The 18388-nt window shown below is 71.0% G+C and carries 17 protein-coding genes; 11 read left to right on the top strand and 6 right to left on the bottom strand.

The window, feature by feature from the left end:
• Positions 1-3: 3 nt before the first annotated feature.
• A complete protein-coding gene (locus OG963_RS20935) occupies positions 4-660 on the bottom strand; it encodes a bifunctional DNA primase/polymerase (protein ID WP_030926438.1) in 657 nt (218 codons plus the stop codon).
• 337 nt (positions 661-997) lie between these two features.
• On the opposite strand from OG963_RS20935, the gene OG963_RS20930 reads away from it, so the two are divergent.
• Positions 998-2380, top strand: coding sequence for a transcriptional regulator (locus OG963_RS20930; protein WP_093778232.1), 1383 nt, complete (start codon positions 998-1000; stop codon positions 2378-2380).
• 148 nt (positions 2381-2528) lie between these two features.
• Complete coding sequence (locus tag OG963_RS20925) at positions 2529-3917, top strand: hypothetical protein (protein ID WP_177309357.1); 1389 nt, start codon at positions 2529-2531, stop codon at positions 3915-3917.
• A gap of 92 nt (positions 3918-4009) precedes the next feature.
• Here OG963_RS20925 and OG963_RS20920 read toward each other — a convergent pair whose 3' ends face one another.
• Positions 4010-5290, bottom strand: a complete 1281-nt coding sequence (locus tag OG963_RS20920) for an ABC transporter substrate-binding protein (RefSeq protein ID WP_093931165.1) — start codon at positions 5288-5290, stop codon at positions 4010-4012.
• Between the two features lie 174 nt (positions 5291-5464).
• Between OG963_RS20920 and OG963_RS20915 the strand changes: the two genes are divergently transcribed.
• The gene (locus OG963_RS20915; protein WP_093778230.1) at positions 5465-5911 is read left to right on the top strand and encodes a hypothetical protein; all 447 of its coding nucleotides are present in this window, start codon (positions 5465-5467) and stop codon (positions 5909-5911) included.
• A gap of 28 nt (positions 5912-5939) precedes the next feature.
• Positions 5940-6818, top strand: coding sequence for a formyltetrahydrofolate deformylase (gene purU / locus OG963_RS20910; protein ID WP_030926430.1), 879 nt, complete (start codon positions 5940-5942; stop codon positions 6816-6818).
• Positions 6819-6861: 43 nt separating this feature from the next.
• On the opposite strand, the gene OG963_RS20905 is transcribed toward purU, so the two are convergent.
• Together OG963_RS20905 and OG963_RS20900 are read right to left on the bottom strand one after the other, a co-directional pair.
• A complete protein-coding gene (locus OG963_RS20905) occupies positions 6862-8274 on the bottom strand; it encodes a zf-HC2 domain-containing protein (RefSeq protein WP_371799320.1) in 1413 nt (470 codons plus the stop codon).
• Entirely contained in the window at positions 8271-8897 is a 627-nt protein-coding gene (locus OG963_RS20900) for an RNA polymerase sigma factor (protein WP_093778224.1), read from the bottom strand. Before OG963_RS20900 ends, OG963_RS20905 begins: the two co-directional genes overlap by 4 nt.
• Positions 8898-9174: 277 nt before the next feature.
• Here OG963_RS20900 and OG963_RS20895 point away from each other — a divergent pair, with 277 nt between their 5' ends.
• Together OG963_RS20895 and OG963_RS20890 are read left to right on the top strand one after the other, a co-directional pair.
• Positions 9175-9549: an STAS domain-containing protein gene (locus OG963_RS20895; protein ID WP_093778222.1), complete on the top strand. Its 375-nt coding sequence runs from the start codon at positions 9175-9177 to the stop codon at positions 9547-9549.
• 93 nt (positions 9550-9642) lie between these two features.
• On the top strand, positions 9643-10164 hold the full coding sequence (locus OG963_RS20890) for an EF-hand domain-containing protein (RefSeq protein WP_093778220.1): 522 nt from the start codon (positions 9643-9645) through the stop codon (positions 10162-10164).
• 138 nt (positions 10165-10302) lie between these two features.
• Here OG963_RS20890 and OG963_RS20885 read toward each other — a convergent pair whose 3' ends face one another.
• Positions 10303-11847, bottom strand: coding sequence for a class I adenylate-forming enzyme family protein (locus OG963_RS20885; protein WP_093778218.1), 1545 nt, complete (start codon positions 11845-11847; stop codon positions 10303-10305).
• A gap of 189 nt (positions 11848-12036) precedes the next feature.
• Here OG963_RS20885 and OG963_RS20880 point away from each other — a divergent pair, with 189 nt between their 5' ends.
• From OG963_RS20880 to OG963_RS20865, 4 genes are all read left to right on the top strand, one after another.
• Positions 12037-13242, top strand: a complete 1206-nt coding sequence (locus tag OG963_RS20880; RefSeq protein WP_030926420.1) for an amidohydrolase family protein — start codon at positions 12037-12039, stop codon at positions 13240-13242.
• Entirely contained in the window at positions 13239-14405 is a 1167-nt protein-coding gene (locus OG963_RS20875) for an acyl-CoA dehydrogenase (RefSeq protein ID WP_093778216.1), read from the top strand. Before OG963_RS20880 ends, OG963_RS20875 begins: the two co-directional genes overlap by 4 nt.
• A gap of 7 nt (positions 14406-14412) precedes the next feature.
• Positions 14413-15366, top strand: a complete 954-nt coding sequence (locus tag OG963_RS20870; RefSeq protein ID WP_371799319.1) for an acyl-CoA dehydrogenase family protein — start codon at positions 14413-14415, stop codon at positions 15364-15366.
• Between the two features lie 516 nt (positions 15367-15882).
• Positions 15883-16377, top strand: a complete 495-nt coding sequence (locus OG963_RS20865) for an ATP-binding protein (RefSeq protein ID WP_093778212.1) — start codon at positions 15883-15885, stop codon at positions 16375-16377.
• A gap of 3 nt (positions 16378-16380) precedes the next feature.
• On the opposite strand, the gene OG963_RS20860 is transcribed toward OG963_RS20865, so the two are convergent.
• Complete coding sequence (locus OG963_RS20860) at positions 16381-17307, bottom strand: cyclase family protein (protein WP_319740062.1); 927 nt, start codon at positions 17305-17307, stop codon at positions 16381-16383.
• Between the two features lie 99 nt (positions 17308-17406).
• Between OG963_RS20860 and OG963_RS20855 the strand changes: the two genes are divergently transcribed.
• Positions 17407-18321, top strand: coding sequence for an SDR family oxidoreductase (locus OG963_RS20855; protein ID WP_030926414.1), 915 nt, complete (start codon positions 17407-17409; stop codon positions 18319-18321).
• Positions 18322-18388: the final 67 nt, after the last annotated feature.

Raw genomic sequence — 18388 nt, 5'->3', positions numbered from 1 at the left:
AGCCTACGAAAGGCGTGCGCGCGCGGCGGCTGCTTCCCGCCCGCAGGCGTACGCGAGCGGGCTGATGACCTCCGCCGCGTCCGGCAACCACCGGTTTGCGGGGGTGGGGCGGCGCGCCCACTGCACCGCACCGCGGCCGCCGATCCGGGTCGGCGGCGCCACCACGTAGTCGCCGTCGCCGCGGCCGGACAGATCGACAGCGGCGGCGCTCCAGCCCAGTTTCCGTACGAGATCGTCCACCTGGGCCGCCGCCCCGGGCAGCACGAAGAAGAGCATCCGGCGGCCGGGGGTGCAGGTGACGGGGCCGAGCGGCAGGTTCATCCGCTCCATCCGGGCCAGCGCGAGGAAGCCGGCGGCCTCCGGTACGTCGATCGCGTCGAAGGTGCGCCCGGTGGGCAACAGGACCGATGCCGTGGGGTACTCGGACCACATCCGGCGGGCCGCGGCGCCGCTGCCGGTCGAACGAGCCGCCCAGTCGGGCCGGGTGGGGTGGGCGCCGGGAGAGGCACAGCGGGCCTCTCCGCACGAGCAGCGCTCCGCCCCTCCCACCGCCTCGAGCCAGGTGCCGGGGAACACGTCCCAGTGCCGCTCTTCCGTGTACCGCAGCACGGCGTCGAGCAGTTGTTCTCCGCGCTGCTCGGGGATCTGCGCGGCTTCCATGACTTTGACGGGCTCTTCCACGAACACCTCAACTGCCGCGACCACCTGGGGTTACGGGCGTGGTGAACGCGGTCGTGGTGCACCGATCCGGCATATGGGGCGCATGGATGCATGAACGGGGGCGCGCATGAGGCGGTGCGTGGATGGGCGGGTAGCCACTTGGGGGGAATCCGGAACGGTTCACCCAAGGCGCATACGCACCAAAACGCACAATGACACGATGAGTACGTGAAAACCCTGAACAACATGAAACGACCAACACGATGCATGTGTGCATTTCTTGTGTAATCGCCGGGCAGTGATCTCCCCATCGATCACTGCGGTCTCAGGGGGAAACATGGCAGCCAGGCCTCTCGTCGCCCGCCAGCCGAACGAACGGCTCCAGGGGCTCATTCAGGAAGCCGGATGCTCCAACGCGGGCCTGGCCCGCCGCGTCAACATGGTCGGAGCGGAGCGCGGCCTCGATCTCCGCTACGACAAGACCTCCGTGGCCCGCTGGCTGCGCGGCCAGCAACCCCGCGGCCGGGCACCGGGAATCATCGCGGAGGCGCTCGGCCGCAAGCTCGGCCGCACGGTCACCATCGATGAGATCGGGATGGCCAACGGCAAGAATCTGGCTTCCGGCGTCGGTCTGCAGTTCGCGCCGACCGTGACCGGCGCGATCGAGCAGGTCTGCGAGCTGTGGCGCAGCGATGTCGGCCGCCGCGACTTCCTGTCCGGTTCGGCGGTCGCGTCGTCGGCGATGGTCGAGCCCAGCCGGGACTGGCTGATCACCGCCGCCGACCCGCAGGTCGCGCGGGCCGCCGGGGCCCGGGTCGGGATGTCGGACGTCGAGGCGGTGCGGGCGATGACGGCCGCACTGGTCGACCTCGACCACAGGTTCGGCAGCGGGCACGTCCGGCCGGTGCTGGTGCACTACCTGAACAGCGTGGTCTCCGGGCTGCTCGCGGGGGCGTACCGCGAAACGGTCGGGCGGCAGTTGTTCGCGGCCGTCGCCCGGCTCACCGAACTCGCCGGGTACATGGCGGTCGACACGGGGCAACCCGGGCTCGCCCAGCGCTACTACATTCAGGCGCTGCGGCTGGCGCAGGCGGCGGGCGACCGGGCGTACGGCGGCTACGTACTGGCTGCGTCGATGAGTCATCTCGCCGCCCAGCTCGGCAACCCACGGGAGATCGCGCAACTGGCGCGAGCCGCGCAGGAGGGGTCGCGGGGAAGGGTCACCCCACGCGCCGAGGCGATGTTCTACGCGGCCGAGGCCCGCGGGCACGCCCTGCTCGGCGACACCCGCACCTGTCAGCAGGTGATCGGGCGGGCGCTGACGGCCCTGGAGCACGCCGATCCTGACACGGGCGACGACCCGGCGTGGATCGCCCACTTCGACCACGCCTATCTGGCCGACGAGCTGGCGCACTGCCACCGCGACCTCGGCCAGGCCGATGCGGCCGTCCGCCGGGCGACGGAGTCCCTGGAGGGCCACCCGGAGTCCCGGGCCCGCCGCCGCGGCATCGGCCTGGTGCTGCTCGCGACGGCGCAGGTGCAGCTGCGCGAGGTGGAGCAGGCGTGTCATACGGGGATGCGGGCGATGGAGCTGCTGGGGACGGTGCGGTCCAGCCGGGGCACGGAGTATCTGGACGATCTGCAGCAGAGGCTCGTGCCGTACGGGGACGAGCCGGCGGTAAGGGAGTTCGGGGCGCGGCTCGAACTCCAGGCGGCCTGACCGGGGCGCCCATTATCTGCGCCGTGAGGGCCCTGTGTGTTACTGCCCCGGTGAAGCGGCGGTGAGCGACAACGGGCGCTTGGCAAAGGGTGGCAGCCACCCGATAGCGTGGGCCGACGATTCCGTAGGTTTACACGTAGGAGTCCCGGTGACGCAGAGCGGACAGGGTGACGAGCAGCTCCCTGCTGTACGGCCCGCGCACGAAGGTGTCGTGCTGCCCGCGGGTGGCGGAGAGCCCTGGATACCGGGCGGAGCGGCCGACCAGGCCGTTCCGGCGGGTGGGCAGCCGTGGGGCCAGCCCTGGGGGCCTCAGGCGTCACAGGGGCAGTACGGCCAAGGCCAGTACGACCAGCAGCAGGGCCAGTACGACCAGCAGGGTCAGTACGGCCAGGAGCCGTCGTACGGACAGCAGGGCCAGTACGGCCAGGAGCCGTCGTACGGACAGCAGCCCCAGGGGCAGCCCTTGCCCCGGCCGACGTATGCGCAGCCGTTGCCCCCGGAGGTCGTGCCGGGCGCGGTCGGGGGCGCGGACGCCGATGCCACGCAGTACATCGCCCCGGTGCCGGCCGGTCCCGCGCCGGGCGGTCTCCCGCCCGAGAGCCCCGCGGAGGCCACCCAGTTCCTGGCCCACACCCAGCCGCCCGCACCGGCTTCGGACGCCGAGGCGACCCAGTACATGCCGCCGGTGCCCGGCGGCGCTCCGTACAGCATCAGGCCCGGGACGCCCGGCGAGCGGCAGCCGCCCGCCGAGTTCGACAACCTGTTCCGCAGCGAGGGGCCGGCGGGCGCCACGCAGCAGATGCCCCGGATCGACCCGGGACAGGCCGCGCCGTACGGAGGCGCCCAGCAGCCGCCGTTCCAGCAGCCGCAGCACAGCGAGCCGCCGCAGGGACGGACCGGGCAGCGCAAGAAGCCGTCGCACGTCCCGCTGATCGCGGCGGTCGTGGTCGGGTGCGCGATCATCGGGCTCGGCGCGGGTGCGCTCATGAGCGGCGACGACAAGGGCAAGGACGACAAGCAGCCGGTGGCCGCGGCGAGTTCACCCGCCGCGCAGCCCTCCACGCAGGCGGCGGCCGACCCGGCGAAGCCGCAGGCCGAGGCGCTCGACAAGCTGCTGGCGGACAGCAACAACAGCCGTTCCGCCGTGATCGGGGCCGTCGAGAAGACCAAGTCCTGCACGGACCTGGACCAGGCGGTCACGGATCTGCAGGGCGCCGCCCAGCAGCGCCGCGAGCTGGTGACACGGTTGCAGGGGCTGTCCGTCGACAAGCTCCCCGACCACCAGCAGCTGACCGAGGCGCTCACGAAGGCCTGGCAGGCATCGGCCTCCGCCGACGCCCACTACGCGGCGTGGGCGCGCCAGGCCAAGAACGGCAAGAAGGTGTGCAAGCACGGGAAGGCCCGTGGGACGTCCGAGACGGCCCAGGCCACCGTGGCGAGCGGTGAGGCGAGCAAGGCGAAGCAGCAGGCGTCAGGGCTGTGGAACTCGATCGCGACGAAGTACGGGCTGACCCGGCGCTCGGCGACCGATCTCTGATCCGAAGATCAGCCTCTCCCACGTTCCGAGGAGAGGGCCCGGGGGCGCAGCCCCCGGGCACCGGGCAGGGAGGCGGGTCGGTTCCCCGCGCCTCATCCCTTCGCGCTGGCGTCCGACAACGTCTCCGTCACGTCCACGAACTTCTTGTTCTCCGCGACCAGCCGCCCCTTGCGGACCACCTGGAACGTCACCTTCCGGTTCACGATCCGCGGGTACGCCGTCGACCCCAGCATGTCCTTGAACCGCCACCTCAGCACCGGCGTGAGCCCGCCGGTGTCCACCGGGGCGCCCCGGTTCAGGGCAACCGTGAGCTTGCCCGCGGTGATCTCCGGCTCGTCGATCGCCGCGACGATCTGCTTCAGCACCGTGTACGCGATCCACGTCGTCTGGACACCCGTGTCGTCCGGGTCGATCCGGTTGTCGCCGAAGGCGTGCTTCCGGATCACCTCGCGCATCTCGTCCCAGCGGGCGTCCCCCGCGTCCGGGTACCAGCCGGCGACGTACGCCCCCTCGAACGGGCTCTCCCGGCCGCCGGTGCGGTCGATCAGCGGCTGGTCGACACTGCCGAGCACGGAGGAGATCCGTACGTCCCCGTACGACGGTTCGAGCCGGCGGAAGGAGTCGAAGAACGTCTCCGTACGGTCCCCGAGCACCGCCGTCACACACCCGTCGGCCGTTCCGGCTCCCTGCAGCGCCTGACCGGCCGCCTCGTCGTACGACGTCGCCGCCTCCGCGGCCCGGACGTCCGTCGCGGCCGGCCGATCCGCTTCCTTGAGCCCGGTGTTGAGCAGCCATGCCTGGTTGTCGCCGCCCAGCGTGTCGGGCCGCACCACGGAGACCCGCTCGCAACCGCGGGCGAGCTGCTTGGCGTTGCCCGCGAGGAGCGCCGGCTGGCCGCCGTTGACCGGGTACGAGTCGTAGCTGCTGAACTCCTCCTCGGAGGCTCCGTAGCCGCCGATGTACGGGATCCCGGCGACCTCCAGCGGCGCCATGAAGGCCTGACCGTGCCGGCTGTACGAGCCGACGACCGCGACCGCCTTCTTCTTGACCGCCTGCCGGGCGCAGTTCCCCGCTCCGACCGAGGTGTCGCCCTCGTTGCACGTGACGACGAGCAGCTTGTGGCCGTCGATCCCGCCGTTGTTGTTCACCCAGCGCGCGTACGCCCGTGCCATGGCGGTCATGCCGGCCATGTTCGCGGCGTCGGGGCCGGTGGAACCGTTGGGGGCCCAGGTCATGACGGTGACGGGCTCCCTGGAGTCCCCCGAGGCCCCAGGGAGCACGCCGCAGCCGGTCATCAGCAAAGCCCCGACCGCCGCCGTACATGTGAGGAATTTGTAGGGACGGGGGGAGGTGAGGCGTCGCCATCCGGTCATGGGCATGAACATTTCCGCGCCCCGGGTAACGCAGATGTGTGCTTCGCTCAACGCTCGGTGACATCGAAGTGAATTGCGGGGGCCGATGCGTGCCCGGCTGCAGGGAACGTACGATCGACAACCGTGCAGCAAGGTTCGGAGAACACTTCCCGTCGCGGCCGTCGCTCCTCCACCATGGGCGGCATGCCGCTCAATGACGTTCCTTGGTGGCGCTGGCGCAGCAACGTGCGCTCGGCGCTGCACATGCTCTCCGACCCCGTCTTCCACCACGAGTGCTGGCTGGCCGGCCGGGAAGGGTACGGCGACGTCACCGACGCCGTGTACCGCCTGGTCGAGGACACCTGGCTGGACAACTGGTCCGCCGAGAAGTACGTCGGGACGGTCTTCCGCGACTCCGGCGAGGCCGCTCTCGTCGACGTCGCCGTGCTGCGGGTGCTGCGCATCATGCACCAGATCGGCGCCGACGCTCCCGTCTCCGCGTATCTGGAGCACCACGGCTGGCCGGAGGCCGTGCGGGCCGCCCGTGAGGCCCATGTGCTGCTCGCCACGAACGACGGCGAGGACCCGGACGTTCCGCCACGTTCACTGGACGTGCTCCGCATCATGACCAGGACCGCCTGAACCGTGGTCGGTATGGCACGCTACGGACATGACCGCGCCGCAGCCTGCTGAGACCGTTCCCGATCAGTACGTCCTCACCCTCTCGTGCCCGGACAGACAGGGCATCGTGCACGCCGTGTCGAGTTATCTCTTCATGACCGGCTGCAACATCGAGGACAGTCAGCAGTTCGGTGACCACGACACGGGTCTCTTCTTCATGCGCGTCCACTTCTCGGCGGACGCGCCGGTGACCGTGGAGAAGCTGCGGGCCAGCTTCGCCGCCGTCGGGGACTCGTTCCGGATGGAGTGGCAGATCCACCGGTCGTCGGAACGCATGCGGGTCGTGCTGATGGTCAGCAAGTTCGGCCACTGCCTCAACGATCTTCTCTTCCGCGCCAGTATCGGGGCGCTGCCGGTCGAGATCGCGGCCGTCGTCTCCAACCACACGGACTTCGCCGAACTCGTCGCCTCGTACGACATCCCGTTCCGGCACATCCCGGTCACCAAGGACAACAAGGCGGAGGCCGAGGCGCAGCTGCTGGAGCTGGTGCGCGCGGAGAACGTCGAGCTGGTCGTCCTCGCCCGCTACATGCAGGTCCTCTCGGACGATCTGTGCAAGCAGCTCAGCGGCCGGATCATCAACATCCACCACTCCTTCCTGCCCAGCTTCAAGGGCGCGAAGCCGTACCACCAGGCGCACGCGCGCGGGGTGAAGCTGATCGGTGCGACGGCGCACTACGTGACCGCCGACCTCGACGAGGGGCCGATCATCGAGCAGGAGGTCGAGCGGGTCGGGCACGGTGTGACGCCGGACGAGCTGGTCGCCATCGGGCGCGATGTGGAGTGCCAGGCGCTGGCCCGCGCGGTGAAGTGGCACGCGGAGCGCCGCATCCTGCTCAACGGCCGCCGCACGGTGATCTTCGCGTAGCGCGCCGGCGGTTCGGGCCGGCGGCTGCTGCGTGCGGTACGGCTCAGAGGCGGCTGAGGGACGCCGCGGCGAACAGGACATCGCGGATCGCCTCGCGGTCGCCCTCCTGACCGGCCGCCGCCTCGACGGGCGGCACATGGCCCGCGACCAGCTGGCAGAACTCGGCGCCGTCCAGCGCCACCTGCGCGACCGCGTGGGCGGGTGAGCCGAGCGCGGCCGGGGAGTCCAGCGCGATGTACCAGTCGCCGCCGCCCGAGCCCTCGATCTCCAGATGGAGCGAGCGGCCCGGCGAACCGGCCGTCACCAGGTGGCGGGCGGGCCCCGCGAGCCCGGCCCGGCGACGTCCGGCGAGGACGGCCGGGAGGAGCCGCGCGGCCAGGTCGATCATCCGGTGGAGATGGGCGGCCGACGGGGCCTCGTACGGATAGTCGACCGCGTCCGCGATGTCGCCGCCGTGCACCCAGCACTCGAAGGCGCGGTCCAGCATGGAGTCCTGCAGCGGAAGGGCGAAGTCCCCGTACGAGACGGAGAGCTCGGCGACCGCGCGGCCGGCGAAGGACGCCGTGCGGATGAGGGCGTGGCTCTGCTCGCGCCAGGGCACGCGGACGGCGCGGGTGGGCGGGCGCCGGGCAGCCGACCAGTAGGCCTCGGTGCGCGCTCCGGGGGAGAGGGCGCGGCCCGGGGCGGAGTCGCTCCCGCCCCGTCCGCCGGCGGCGTCGCCGAGCGGATCGTCCAGGCCGAGGGCCGTGCTGACCAGTCCGTCGACGGTCATGAGATGGCCGATCACGCCGGCGACGGTCGTCTTCCGGTTGACCGCCCGCTCACGCTCGAACCACTTCAGCCGCACCGGCGCGTGCCACTCCGAGCTGCCGATGTCCCGGAGCAGCGCATCGAGCCGGGCGGTCTCCGCGTCGTACGGAGCGGCCCAGTCGGGCACCGGGATGTCGGCCGGACGGCGGCTCAGGCAGGCGTCGAGCACCCGGGAGCGCAGCATCGGATCGAGGTCCAGGCTGCCGTCGGTGTGCAGCAGGCCGACCGCGTCGCGCAGCCGGAGCGCCTCGTCCGCACAGGCGGCGCACTCGGTGAGGTGCGCCTCGACGGCTTCGGTCTCCTCGGCGGAGCAGGCGGCGAGGGCCCATGCGCCGAGGAGGGACTTGAGGACGCGGTGGGGGAGCACCAGGGCAGGCGAGGCCGCCAGGGCGGGTGGTGCCGTGGCTTCCATGGGTGCCGTACGTCCCGTGGGCTCCGCCGGCACCGCCGGTTCAGCCGTGGGCTCCTCCGCTTCGGGCGCCGGTTCCCTCTGCTGTGTGGGGTCGGTGCGCGGGGCAGGCAGTGGTACGGCGTCGAGGTCGAAGTCGTCCGCGGCGGCCCGCGGTCCCGGTATGCGCCGTGCGCCCTGCGCCTCGTCGTCGCGCCCGTTGCCCTCGCACCCGTTCCCGTCGTCGTTCGCGCTCACAGGGCCCGTCCGTATCCGGGTGGCGAGGACCCTTCGAGCGGGCGGGTGTTGGCGGTGGAGAGCAGCTGCAGCCCGAGCCGCAGGCGACGGCGGGCCTCGTCCTCGGTCACCCCGAGGTCGGCTGCGGTCTGCCGGTAGTCCCTGCGCTGGATGTACGCGAGCTCCAGCGCGGCCCGCAGCGGTGCGGGCATGGAGGCGACGATGTAGTCGGCGCGGGCCGCGGCCGTCGCGCGCCGCACCCGCTCCTCCAGTTCCTCCCGGGCCACGGCCTCTTCCGCACCGCAGGTCCCGCCGTCGTCGCCGGTCCCGTCCTCGTATCCCTGTGCGAACGCGGACGGCGCCGTCCCGCGCAGCCGCCGCACGGACTGGCGGTGGGTGAGCCGGGCCACCCAGGACCGCATCGAGCCCTGCTTGGGGTCGTACGCGTCGGGGTTCTCCCACACGTAACCGAAGACCTCGCGGGTCACCAGGTCGGCGGCAGACTCGTCGTCGAGCATCCGGTGGGCCTGGCTGTGCACGAGAGAGGCGAAACGGTCGTAGAGCTCGCCGAGGGCCGCCGCCTCGCCGCGTGCCAGCCGTTGCTGCATCTTGCGGTCCCAGCGGGGTGGTGTGTCTTTCGCCATAGGACCCCCAGCCCTGTACCCCTCGTCACGTCGAATGTAGTCGGACGTACTGACCATGCACGTCTCTTTGCGGCAAGTACGCCCCCGTGAACGCCCTGGATGGTAGGGAATGCGGCGTCGAGGGTGTTGGAATCGGACCTGAAGTGATCATTTCTGCCTGAAACCAACTGTGTCTTCCTCGGCCGGTCGGTGTTTCATGGGCGCGCGGCGGGGCAGCCGCGAGGAGGAACGGATACTTCCGGATCACTGGGATCCCTCGAACGAGAGGCCGAGTTGCGTGACTCTGCAAGTGGCCGAGACCGAGCAGGGCCCATGGACCGTACTGCGCATATGCGGCGAACTGGATCTGGTGACGTCCCCGGTCGTCCGCCAGAGCATCCACGACGCGGTCGCCTTCGGGCGGCACGATGTGGTGCTCGACCTGTCCGAGGTGCTGTTCTGCGACTCCAGCGGCGTCGGCGTGCTGGTCGCCGCCAGGCGCTTGATGCGCTCCTGCGGCGGCCGGCTGCGACTGATCCTGCCCGCCCGGGGCGCCGAGGAGGGCTCCCACGTCAACCGGGTGCTGGCCGCCCTCGGTGTACGCCGGCTGTTCGAGGTGTACCCGGACCGGGACGCGGCCGTCGACGAAGAGGCCCAGCCGCTCTCTGCCTGAAACGTGTCCGCCACCCGGCGTTAAGACCAGGTTGTAACACCGGTGGCGCGCGTAAGTGACACGTGACGCCGCTCGGCGTCGTACGCTCCCCGCATGGACAGCGCAGAGTACGAGCGCAAGATCGCTTTCCGGTTCGCCGCCTTCGACCAGGACGGCAACGGATACATCGATCGCGCCGATTTCAATGCCGCCGCGGCCCGTCTGCTCGCCGAATTCGGTACGACGGCCCGCTCCGACAAGGGCCAGGCGCTCTACACCGGGGCCGAGGCCTTCTGGCAGGGCATGGCGGGCATCGCAGATGTCGACGGGGACCAGCGCGTCACCCGTGAGGAGTTCGTGGGCGGGGCCGTGAAACGGCTGCGCGACAACCCCGAGCGCTTCGCGGAGATCGCCCGCCCGTTCCTCCGCGCGGCGATCGCGGTGGCCGACAACGACGACAACGGTGCGGCCTCGCTGCCGGCCGTGGAGCGTGCGCTGAAGGTGCTCGGCGCGAGTGCCGAATCGGCGAGCCTGGCGGCACGGGGCCTGGATGCGGACCATGATGGCCGGATCGCCGAGGAGGATGCGGTGGCCGCGTTCGCCGTCTACTTCACGGTGATCGAACCGGACGCGTAGGGCTCTTCCTCCGGATCGGTCCGCAGCGCGTCACCGACCGGGCCGGGTGCGTGGCCTCCTCGCCGGGGCCCCACCCGGCCCCACCCGTGCCCGTCGGGGAGTGTTCCGGGGCCCATGGGTGTGCCCCGTGTGCGCGTATCAGGAGAACTGCTCGCGCAGCTTGTACTTGAGCACCTTGCGCAGCGTCTCGTTGCGCGGCAGCGCCTCCACCACTTCCAGCTGCTCCGGCAGCTTGTGCACCGAGAGCCCCTCCGTGCGCAGATACCCGGCGAGCTCCGCCAGCGTCAGCGTCCCGGCCCCGGCCGGCTGCTCGACGACCGCGCAGACGCGTTCCCCGCGCTCCGTGTCCGGCAGGCCGATCACGGCCGCGTCGGCCACGCCGGGGTGGCGGTGGAGGAGGTCCTCGATCTCCTTGGCGGAGATGTTCTCGCCCTTGCGGATGATGATGTCCTTGAGCCGGCCGGTGAGGACCAGATGGCCGCTCTTCCGTAGATGGCCGACATCACCGGTGACGAGGAAGCCGTCCCCGTCGAAGGCGTCCTGTGTCGCGGCCGCGTCCAGATAGCCCTGGCAGACGGCCTCCCCCCGCAGCCGCACCTCGCCGTCCGTGCCGTACGGCAGCGGCTTGCCGTCCTCGTCGGTGATCCGTATCTCCATGCCCTCGGGCGGCCGGCCCTCCGTCTCCGCGAGGTGCTCCACCGTGTCGTCCGGGGCACCCATGGTGATCATGGGAACTTCGGTCATGCCGTAGCCGTGGGTGAGCTGGACGCCCATCTCCCGTACGACCGCGTGGTAGATCTCCGGCGGCTTCGGTGCCCCGCCGCCCGCCAGCAGCCGCAGGGTGGGCACCACCCTGGCCGTGGGGTCCTTGCGCTGTTCGGTCAGGAACATCGAGTAGAACGCGGTCGAGCCGCCCGCGACCGTCACTCCGTGGCGCCGGTAGGCGTCCAGCGCGCCGGGCATGGCGAACTGCTCGAAAAGCACCGCAGGGAAGCCGTAGAGCAGCAGCATCACGGTGTAGTCCGGCCCGGCGATATGGGCGAACGGGAACGCCATCGAGCCGATGTCGTCGGCCGACAGGTGCAGCGCGTGGGCCAGGCACGAGCCGCCCGCGATCAGGCTGCGGTCGGTGTGCAGGACGCCCTTGGGATCCGAGGTCGTCCCCGACGTCCAGTAGATCCAGCGCACCGCCGTGCCGTCGGTGGGCGGTGCGGGGAGGCCCACCGGGTCGGCGTCCGGCAGCTGGTCGTACGCCTCGAACAACACCGGTGGATGCTCAAGCTCCGCGGCCAGCCGGTGCGCCATCGCGGTGTGGTCGAAGCCGCGCCAGGTGCCGGGTACGGCGAAGAAGCCGGCCTTCGACTCGCGCAGCGCGAACCCCACCTCGCGGTCCCGGTAGAACGGGATGACGGGTGTCTGGACGGCCCCGATCCGGGTGAGGGCGAAGGAGAGCAGCGCCGTTTCGAGACGGGTCGGCAGCTGCCAGGCGACCACGCTGCCGGGGCGCACCCCCAGCTCGTACAGCCCGGCCGCGACCCGCTCGCAGCGCTCGCGCAGCTCGCCGAAGGTGAGGGAGCGGTCGTCCTGAAGGAGGACGGGACGGTCCGGGGTCAGTGCGGCGCGGCGCTCGATGAGCTCCCAGAAGGTGGCCGATGCGCCCAGGGCGTGTGCGGTCTCGTTCACTGCGTTCCCCGCTCCCTCGTAGCTGACGGGTAGTCAGATCGTGCGGAGAGCGTAGAGCGCTGCGCCTTGTCGGTCCAGGGGTGCGGGGCTAGCCTGGGAGCCGAACAGAATCTGACGGGTCATCAGATACGTATCGGATGCGTACCGGACACGCAGCCGGTACGAGCCGTGTGCGCCGAAGGGGACACCATGACGGAACTGCCTCGGATCGTCAGCGTCGACGACCATGTGATCGAGCCGCCGCACCTCTTCTCGACCTGGCTGCCCGCCAAGTACCGCGACCGCGGTCCGCAGCCGCTCACCGCGGGTATCGGCGAGCTGGCGTACACGGGCGGCAAATACGTGATCACCATGGATCCGGACGGGCCGCCGACCGACTGGTGGATCTACGAGGACCTGAAGTTCCCGTACAAGCGGAACATCGCCGCCGTCGGCTTCGACCGCGACGACATGACGCTGGAGGGCATCACCCGCGCGGAGATGCGCCGGGGCTGCTGGGACCCGGTCGAACGGCTCAAGGACATGGACCTCAACCACGTCGAGGCGTCGCTCTGCTTTCCCACGTTCCCGCGCTTCTGCGGCCAGACCTTCGCCGAGGCGCAGGACAAAGAAGTGGCGGTCGCGTGTGTCCGCGCCTACAACGACTGGATGGTGGAGGAGTGGTGCGGCGACAGCGCCGGCCGGCTGATCCCGCTCTGCATCATCCCGCTCTGGGACATCGACCTGGCGGTCGCGGAGATCAAGCGGAACGCCGCGCGCGGGGTGCGGGCGGTGACCTTCTCCGAGATCCCGACCCATCTCGGGCTGCCGTCGATCCACACCGGCCACTGGGACCCGTTCTTCGCGATCTGCCAGGAGACCGGCACGGTCGTCAACATGCACATCGGGTCCAGCTCGCAGATGCCGGCCGCCTCGCCGGACGCCCCGCCCGCCGTACAGGCCTCGCTCTCCTTCAACAACGCGATGGCCTCGATGATGGACTTCCTGTTCAGCGGGGTGCTGGTGAAGTACCCGCGGCTGAAGCTCGCCTACAGCGAGGGCCAGATGGGGTGGATCCCGTACGCCCTGGAACGGGCCGACGACGTGTGGGAGGAGCACCGGGCGTGGGGCGGGGTGCGTGATCTGATCCCCGAACCGCCGTCGACGTACTACTACCGGCAGATGTTCTGCTGCTTCTTCCGCGACAAGCACGGTGTCGCGTCGCTCGACGTGGTCGGGCGGGACAACGCGACGTTCGAGACCGACTACCCGCACGTCGACTCGACCTTCCCGCACACGAAGGAGGTCGCCCTCGACCACGTCAAGGGGCTGGACGACGAGACCGTCTACAAACTGATGCGCGGAAACGCGATCCGGATGCTGGGTCTGGACCTCGACCGGGACCTCGCCAGGTGACGGATCTGTCGTACACGCCCGAGGAGGAGGAGTTCCGGACACGGCTGCGGGAGTGGCTCGGCGACGTCCTGCCCGGGCTGCCCGCGAAGCCCCGTCCCGACGACTGGCCGGGGCGGCGGGCGTACGACACCGCCTGGCAGCGGATGCTGTACGACGCCGGGTACGCGGGGCTGCACTGGCCCGTCGACGCGGGCGGGCGGGGCGCCACCCCCACCCAGCACCTGATCTTCCTGGAGGAGACGGAGAGGGCCGGGGCACCGTACGTCGGCGCGAACTTCGTCGGACTGCTGCACGCCGGGCCGACGATCGCCACCGAGGGCACGGCCGAGCAGCGGGCCCGCTGGCTGCCGCCGGTCCTGCGCGGCGACGAGATCTGGTGCCAGGGGTTCAGCGAACCGGACGCGGGCTCCGACCTGGCCTCGCTGCGCACCCGGGCGGTCCGCGACGGCGACCACTACGTGGTCAGCGGCCAGAAGATCTGGACCTCGCACGCGGAGGTCGCCGACTGGTGCGAGCTGCTCGTGCGCACGGATCCGGCCGCGCCGAAACACCGAGGGATCAGCTGGCTCGCGATGCGGATGGACACCCCCGGCGTCACCGTCCGCCCGCTGCGCACGCTCGCCGGGTCCACCGAATTCGCCGAGATGTTCCTCGACGAGGTGCGGGTGCCTGTCTCGCACCGGGTCGGCGCGGAGAACGACGGCTGGCGGGTCACCATGGTCACCCTGTCCTTCGAGCGCGGTACGGCGTTCGTCGGCGAGGTCGTCGCCTGCCGTCGCACCCTGGCCGCCCTGGCCGCCGAGGCCCGGGCGAACGGCCGCTGGGACGACCCGGTGCTGCGCAGGAGGCTCGGCAGGCTGAACGCCGAATTCCGGGCGCTGTGGCGGCTCACCCAGTGGAACGTCAGCGAGGCGCAGCGGGCCGGGGGCAGCGGTGGTGTGCCCGGCACCGGTGGCTCGGTCTTCAAGCTGCGCTACTCGCAGGCCCGCCAGGAGCTGTACGACGCGGCGGCCGAGGTGCTCGGCGCGGACGCGGCCGATCTGGACCGGGAGTGGGTCCTGGACCGGCTGACCTCGCTCTCGTACACGATCGCCGCGGGCACCTCGCAGATCCAGCAGAACATCGTCGCCGAGCGGATCCTCGGCCTGCCGAAGGGGCGCTGAGCGGACTGTGGACTTCCAGCTTTCGGACGACCAGCGGGCCCTGCGGGCCGGGACACGGGAGCTGCTCGCCGGCCGCTTCGGCAGGGACCGGATGCGAGCGGCGCTCGACGCGGGCACGGACGTCGACCGGTCGGTGTGGGGAGAGCTGGGCGCGGCCGGGTTCTTCGCGTCGCGGCTGCCGGAGGCGGAGGGCGGGGTGGGGCTCGGGCTGCCCGAGTCCGTCCTGCTGTTCGAGGAGGCGGGGTGGGCGCTGCTGCCCGGACCGCTGGCGGCCTCGCATCTCGCCGCCGGTGCGGTGAAGGGGGCGGCGGAGGGCAGGACCGTGGTCGCGGTGCTGGACGAGGGACGCCCGGTCGCCCACCTGGGCGCGGCGGACGCTCTGATCGCCCTGGTGGCAGGAGGGGTGAGAGTGCTGGAGGGGGCCGCGCTGCGTGAGTTGGTACGGGGCGCCGCCCGTCCCGTACGGTCGCTCGACCCACTCACGCCGCTGCACCGTGTGACGGCCCCGGCCACGCTCGGGGACCCCCTGCCCGGAGCCGAGGCGGTGCGGTTCCGGCGGGAAGGTGTTCTCCTGGCCGCCGCCGAACAGCTCGGCAGCGCCGCCCGCACGACCGAGATGGCTGTTCAACACGCCCGTGGACGCGAGCAGTTCGGCTCGCCGATCGGCGCCTTCCAGGCGGTCAAACACTTGTGCGCCCAGATGCTGGTACGCGCCGAGCTGGCCCGTAGCGCGGTGTACGCGGCGGCCGTGACCGCGGACCCGGTCGAGATCGCCGGCGCGAAGCTGCTCGCCGACGAGGCGGCCGTCCGCAATGCACGGGACTGTCTCCAGGTGCACGGCGGGATGGGCTTCACCTGGGAGGCGGACGTGCATCTGCACCTCAAGCGGGCCTGGCTGCGGGCCGGGCAGTGGCTGAGGGCGGCCGAGGCCGAGGAGACGCTCGCGGCCGATCTGTGCTGAGCGTGCGGCGGACCGAGAGGAGCGCGGCCGCGGTCGGGGCGATGAGTGCCGCGTGCATGCATGTCACGCTGAGGACCCCATGGCTTCACGCTGCGGAGTCACGCAGTGCAGTCGGTAAGTGCCGATACCGGCTTGTGTCCTTTGCGTGATTCGTCACGGGCCGCAGTTGCCGTCGGCTCGGGTACGCTCCGTTGGATGCGAGTGGTTGTGGAACCGGACGATCCGGGTGTTGCCCGTGGGGCGACTCCGGTCCGGACGAGGTGCCCTGCTCGCGTCCCCGTCAGAAGCGCCGGGCCTGCCCGTGGGGCGATTCCCGCGCCCTCCATGTGCTTCTGTTCGACCCCCCGCAGCGTGCGTCGCACAGTATGCACCACGCGTACTCCTTCGCGCTGGAATATGCCCGAAGCGCTTGTTGCGGTGACTGTACGTCAACCATGCTGTCTCGTAAGGGAATCACGTTCCGTGACCCTGAGGAGGCGCGAGGCGATGTGTCCGCCGGTTCGGATGGTGTGAGCGGTGCAGGTGCTTCAGGTTCAGTTGGAGGTCGGGCCGGATCCCGCAGAGGTCGGGCGGGCCCGCAGGTGGGCGCGGTCGAGACTGGTCGGGTCCGGGATAAGGGACGACGAGCCGCTGGCCGAGACGCTCATCCTGCTGATCTCGGAGCTGGTCACCAACGCGGTCGTCCATACCGGTTGTCCGGCCGTGCTGCGCATGCTGTTCGGCGCGGCTGAAACGGCGGGGACGGCCGGGACCGTACGGGTCGAGGTGGCCGACACCAGTTGCCGCCCGCCGCAGCAGCGGCACGCGGCGGGCGAGGACACCGGCGGCCGGGGCCTGGAGCTGGTCGACGGCCTCGCCGACCGCTGGGGCTGGCAGCCGGAAGGCGCCGGCAAGCAGATCTGGTGCGAGGTGGACCGGGGAGCCCCGGTGGTGCAGGTCCAGATGCAGGTGGGGGCGCCCGGGGCCGGCGTGCACGAGCCGTCGGCCGCCGTCGTCACCCACCCCGCTTAGGAGTCACAGGACGGCCACCGGAGCGACCGGGGTGCCGGTGGCGCCGACGAACGGTTCCGGCATCGCGGAGAGCAGAAAGCTGTAACGCCTCGCCTCCGTACAGGCCGTGGACAGCCCTTCCAGATTCCAGTTCTGGCCCTGCAGCATGCCCATCTCGACCAGGTCCAGCGCATGCACCCCCAGCCACAGGTCCTCGATCTCCGCCGGAAAGATCTCGAAGGTCAGCGTGTCATTGGCGACCGCGGCGACATCGCGCGCGTGGAACCACTCGGGCGTCCGGATCGACAGGCCGGGAGACGGATAGGCGTACGCGTGCTTGTCGCCCGCCAGATAGACCTGGATCTGCCCGGTCCGTACGAGGACGATGTCACCGGCCCGGACCTGGATCCCGCCGAACTCCTCGGCCGCGTCCAGGTCCTCCGGGGTGACGGCGTGGTCGCCGGGCAGCCGGTCCACGCCGTGGGCGCGCGCCACGTCCAGCAGCACGCCGCGTGAGACGAGGTGCGGGGGTGCGGCGATGGAGCTGAACTGTGCGCCGCCGTGCGCGGTGACGGTGGCGGCGGGGCGGCCGTTGTAGATCTTCCCGGAGTGCGAGGCGTGTGTGAGCGCGTCCCAGTGGGTGGCCGCCTGCAGTCCGAGCGTCACGACGTCGTCGCTGGTGGCGACCGTGCCCGGGCCGAAGATCTCCTGATTGATCTGGACCATGGCATGCAGCGGATTGACCCGCCCCGGAATCAGCCCGCTCTGCACGCCGTCCTGCTGAAGGGCGAGCGCGAGAGGGATCCGCTGCCCGGTGCGGACGGTCGCCGCAGCGTCCCGTACCACCGCCTCGGTGATCAGGTTGAGCGTCCCGATCTCGTCTTCCGCGCCCCAGCGGCCCCAGTTGTTCACGCGTTTGGCGATCTCATGGAACTCGGCCGGCAGTGACATGGGGCCTCCTGGAATCGATGGGTCGCCGGTCTTGTGCTGACGGAGCCGACTACCCATAAAATCTAACGGTCCGTCAGAAACCGCGGGAAGGGGCCGGGCATGGGGAACTTCTTGGCAGGCAAGGTGGTGGCCGTGACCGGTGCCGGCCGTGGCATCGGACGAGCGGTCGCGCTGGCCACGGCGGCACAGGGGGCCCGGGTCGTCGTCAACGACTACGGCGTCTCCATCGAGGGCGGCGAACCGAGCAGCGAGATAGCCGAGTCCGTCGTGAAGGAGATCGAGGCGGCGGGCGGCGAGGCAGTGGCGGTCGCCGACGACATCTCCACGATGGCGGGCGGACAGCGGATCGTGGACACGGCGCTGGCGCAGTTCGGGCGGATCGACGGAGTCGTGTGCGTGGCCGGGATCCTGCGCGAACGGATGCTGTTCAACATGTCCGAGGAGGAGTGGGACCCCGTCGTCGCCACCCACCTGAAGGGCACCTTCACCGTCTTCCGGGCGGCCTCGGCGGTCATGCGGAAGCAGGAGGGCGGCGGCACGCTGGTCGGCTTCACCAGCGGCAACCATCAGGGCAGCGTCGCCCAGGCCAACTACAGCGCCGCGAAGGGCGGGATCATCTCGCTCGTCCGGAGCGCGGCGCTCGGTCTTCACAAGTACGGCGTCACGGCGAACGCGGTCGCCCCGGTGGCCCGAACCCGGATGTCCGCGAACGTCCCGATGGAGCTCAAGGAGATCGGCGAACCGGAGGACGTGGCCGCACTCGTCGTCTACCTGCTGAGCGACCGGGCCCGTGAGGAGAAGATCACCGGTCAGGTCTACACGATCGCCGGCCCGAAGATCGCGGTCTGGGCGCAGCCGAGGGAATTGCGGGCGGGGTACGCGGAGGGGGCCTGGACGCCGGAGCGGATCGCCGACTTCCTGCCGGGGACGGTGGGGGTGGATCCGATGCCGATGCTGGCGCAGCTGGAGGCGATGGCGGCCGCGGCGGCGGCGAAGGCGAGGCCCAACGCGTGACCTCCCGCCGGGGCCCCGCCCCGGCCCCCGCTCCTCGATCGACGGAGGGGCTGGACTTTCCACCCGA

The organism is Streptomyces sp. NBC_01707 (genome assembly GCF_041438805.1).
Lineage (GTDB): Bacteria > Actinomycetota > Actinomycetes > Streptomycetales > Streptomycetaceae > Streptomyces.
This window is presented reverse-complemented; position numbering and strand designations above follow the sequence as displayed.

Coding starts and splice junctions, on each gene's coding strand:
- OG963_RS20935 (WP_030926438.1), bottom strand. CDS start 660: ATGGAAGCCGCGCAGATCCCCGAGCAGCGCGGAGAACAACTGCTCGAC.
- OG963_RS20930 (WP_093778232.1), top strand. CDS start 998: ATGGCAGCCAGGCCTCTCGTCGCCCGCCAGCCGAACGAACGGCTCCAG.
- OG963_RS20920 (WP_093931165.1), bottom strand. CDS start 5,290: ATGACCGGATGGCGACGCCTCACCTCCCCCCGTCCCTACAAATTCCTC.
- OG963_RS20915 (WP_093778230.1), top strand. CDS start 5,465: ATGGGCGGCATGCCGCTCAATGACGTTCCTTGGTGGCGCTGGCGCAGC.
- purU (WP_030926430.1), top strand. CDS start 5,940: ATGACCGCGCCGCAGCCTGCTGAGACCGTTCCCGATCAGTACGTCCTC.
- OG963_RS20900 (WP_093778224.1), bottom strand. CDS start 8,897: ATGGCGAAAGACACACCACCCCGCTGGGACCGCAAGATGCAGCAACGG.
- OG963_RS20890 (WP_093778220.1), top strand. CDS start 9,643: ATGGACAGCGCAGAGTACGAGCGCAAGATCGCTTTCCGGTTCGCCGCC.
- OG963_RS20880 (WP_030926420.1), top strand. CDS start 12,037: ATGACGGAACTGCCTCGGATCGTCAGCGTCGACGACCATGTGATCGAG.
- OG963_RS20860 (WP_319740062.1), bottom strand. CDS start 17,307: ATGTCACTGCCGGCCGAGTTCCATGAGATCGCCAAACGCGTGAACAAC.
- OG963_RS20855 (WP_030926414.1), top strand. CDS start 17,407: ATGGGGAACTTCTTGGCAGGCAAGGTGGTGGCCGTGACCGGTGCCGGC.